Annotated in this window: 3 protein-coding genes and 1 pseudogene; 3 read left to right on the forward strand and 1 reads right to left on the reverse strand. The window is 41.1% G+C overall.

Annotated features, from left to right (window positions below; all coding sequences use genetic code 11):
• The 3 genes from AC1DU9_RS29630 to AC1DU9_RS29640 all read left to right on the forward strand — a co-directional run.
• The coding region (locus AC1DU9_RS29630; RefSeq protein ID WP_477811248.1) for a DUF6369 family protein at positions 1-593 on the forward strand (593 nt) is incomplete at its 5' end.
• Positions 575-1,771, forward strand: coding sequence for a glycosyltransferase (locus AC1DU9_RS29635; RefSeq protein ID WP_477811249.1), 1,197 nt, complete (start codon positions 575-577; stop codon positions 1,769-1,771). The genes AC1DU9_RS29630 and AC1DU9_RS29635, both read left to right, overlap by 19 nt.
• The gene (locus AC1DU9_RS29640; protein WP_477811250.1) at positions 1,768-2,547 is read left to right on the forward strand and encodes a WecB/TagA/CpsF family glycosyltransferase; all 780 of its coding nucleotides are present in this window, start codon (positions 1,768-1,770) and stop codon (positions 2,545-2,547) included. Before AC1DU9_RS29635 ends, AC1DU9_RS29640 begins: the two co-directional genes overlap by 4 nt.
• Positions 2,548-2,711: 164 nt before the next feature.
• Here AC1DU9_RS29640 and AC1DU9_RS29645 read toward each other — a convergent pair.
• Positions 2,712-2,936: pseudogene (locus AC1DU9_RS29645) on the reverse strand (IS110 family transposase); the annotation flags it as partial.
• Between the last annotated feature and the right edge of the window lie 301 nt (positions 2,937-3,237).

Genomic DNA, 3,237 nt, shown 5'->3' on the forward strand with positions numbered 1-3,237 from the left:
GCCTTGTAGTGGTTTTGATCTCAGGTTATAGAGTTTTTATCATTGCTGTCCTTTTGTCTGTAGTCATGTCCAACATTAAAAATCCAGTCACTTTTATCAAAGCAGCATTTTTATCTATCGCCATGTTATTCACTGGTGTGCAAATCGCAATAAATTTAGGAATTGAACGAATTACAAGCGCCTTAAGTCTATCTGGAATTTTAACTCAACTAACTACAAGATTCTCTCCGGCAATGGCTCACATCAACAATTATGAGTTTAGCAATTACATTTTCGGATCTGGACTAGGCACAACATTTTTAATTCCTTGGTTTGATTACCAGAATCTTGATACTAGGAACAACACAGTAGACTCGACATATATAACCCTATACGTAAAAATCGGAATATTCTCGATAATTTATGTTTTAGCCTTGCTAAGGCTTGCCTCATATGACGCACCAGATCGAGCAAAGACAGCATCTATTATATTTTGTGGAATAATCATGCTCACATTCCCAATTGCATACCATCCTGCACTAGCTATATACATCCTTTCCTTTTATCTGATGAACAAACGAGAGCCATTGCAACAATGGAAAATCACAAATTGAAAGTTTGTCATGTATCCCATCAAACATGGCCATCGGTCTGCGGCTCAGTATCGAGACTGGAAAATATATTATCAGCACAGAAAATGTCGGGCATATCAAGCTTTGTTATTAGTTCGCCATTTCAAAAAAGCTTAGATAGTAATGCAGATATCGAGTCAAACAATGACGTAACATACTACCGCTGCGGACCAGGGAAAGAAGTTGACGGCGTTAAAAATCAACGAACATTACTAGAACGTATTGGGAGAGCATTTTCAATAATACCTTTCACAAAAAGAATTATTGATATTTGCAGAAAAGAAGATCCCGACGTGATTCATGCGCACGCTACATTTGCCATGGGTATTCCCGCTCTTATTTCAGGATTTATCCTGAATAAGAAAGTTGTATATGAAATGCGCTCCACTTGGGAAGACGACATCAGTGGTGGCGCATTCATCTCACTGCAAAAAAAACTTATTAAGTATTTGGAATACTTTACAGGCACTTGTTCCAGTTATGTATTTTTTGTATCGAACGGAATAAGAGACCATTATTTTAAAACTGCCCCTCGTAACAACCAAACGATTCATAATTGCGTCCCGCCGCCTAGCGAACAGCAGCCTTTAAGGCGCGGAACTTATTCTTTCGGTTATATTGGTTCAATCGTCTATTACGAGGGGCTAGAAACGCTTATTGAAGCTAGCGCTATTCTCGCCAAGAGAAGAGACGATTTCTCCGTGAACATCTATGGTGAGGGAAAAGAGAGAGATTCTCTTCAGAAAATGGTTGAAGGATTAGGTCTTAATTCCAACATAAAATTTCATGGCCGCATTGAATACTCGGATATTGGATCGGCTTACTCAAAAATAAACTGTATAGTTTTGCCTCGCCGGGATTTACCCATTACTCAAAAAGTGGCGGGACTAAAACCAATTGAAGCTTTCTCTTATAAAAAGCTAGTTCTCGCTTCTAATGTTGGTGGAATGCGGGAGTTATTCACAGACAAACAGCATGGCCTGATGTTCGAACCTAATTCTCCTGAAACATTAGCAGACCTTATGGAAGGTGCTATTGATGGAAAAGTCAATGAAGAAAAAATAATTTCTCAAGCACTTCATCACTATCAAAAATACTTTACTCTTGAAGAGATGGGGAATAGATATTTAAGCGCCTATAGACAGGTTATGTCAAAATGAACAACTCTACCAAATCAATAAATGCCTTTGGCGTGAATATCTCAACATTAGATATGAAGGGCACCGTTGAGTACTTATTTTCTGAGTCGCATACCTCGCACCCCATAGTGAGGGAGGACATGAACGCTTTCAAGGCATGCCTCAAATACAAGAGCGCTGATGTACACACTGCTCTAAACGAGGCGGATATAATAAACGCAGACGGCATGTCAATTGTTTACGCTATACGATTTTTGCAAGGCATAAAGTTACCACGCGTGACTGGATGTGATTTGCTTTCGGAACTAATTAAAGAATCTCACTTCAGAAGAAAAAAGATTTTTCTTCTGGGTGCCAACGAAGACGTAGTATCAAAGCTTGCCTTAGAAATAACGAGCACTTTTCCAGAAAACATTGTAGCTGGTTACAGAAATGGATACTTCACGAAGAATGAATGGCCAGAAATTATTGAAATAATCGCAGCCAGCGAAGCTGAATTAGTTTTTATCGGAACACCTTCACCACAAAAAGAAGAGTTCGTCAATTATGCAAAGAAAAACATTCACCGCAAAATTATCTTAATGGGCGTCGGCGGTTCATTTGATGTTCTTTCAGGAAAAACGAAACGCGCCCCTTTATGGATGCAAAACTCCGGTCTTGAATGGTTTTTTCGATTAACCCAAGAGCCCGGGCGAATGTGGAGACGCTATCTTACTACCAATAGTAATTTCATTTGGCTGGTCATCAAAGAAAAACTTAAAATCCAACAAAAGAAACGCCAACAGTTTCCTCAATAAATTGTGCCGAACGCCTCGCGCAATTCATAGACAGCCATCAGGTGGATCTGAGTGTTCTGCGGTTCGCTAGCCAAAAGGTCATTCTATCCGGTGCAGTCATGAAGACCACTCATGGACATAAAGATCGCTGCGTATGCGAAAGGTGCAGATGGCATTACGCGTAAGTCGTTCCTGTTACCCATGACAACCGGCTTTACATGTTGTAGGGCGATCAATTTCGCCTGGTGGCCCAAAGCAATAACTTACCAGGCCAATCAATAAGAACCGCCAGTCACTAGATCAATTGTCTTCGGTTCATTTTTGCGGAATACTTGATATCCCTTCGCATCTTGGCCATGCAAGTGAAACGTGTTTTTGTCGATGTCGATACCTAAGGAAGCTCCGATCAACTTGCCGCAACCGAGCGGCAAGTTGAGTATTCCATGCCGTTCAGCGCTATTTATCGCGATAACGTCACATGCGCAACACCTTGTCGGGTTTTTCAGTCAATTTTTTCCTATTACACGCGTAACTCGCCCATACCCATCAGCTTTTTTCGAGCCATCCACAGGTTTGATAGAGCGTATGCGATCCATCAACACCACATTCAAAGCTGACAGCTGATCCCCGAGCTATGCTCCCGATTTCTCTCAGAAGCCAGTACGTCATGATGCGACCCGACGCTAAAGCCGAAAAGGTATGCCTCTGGCC

It is taken from the genome of Pseudomonas sp. P4_C1 (assembly GCF_056402155.1).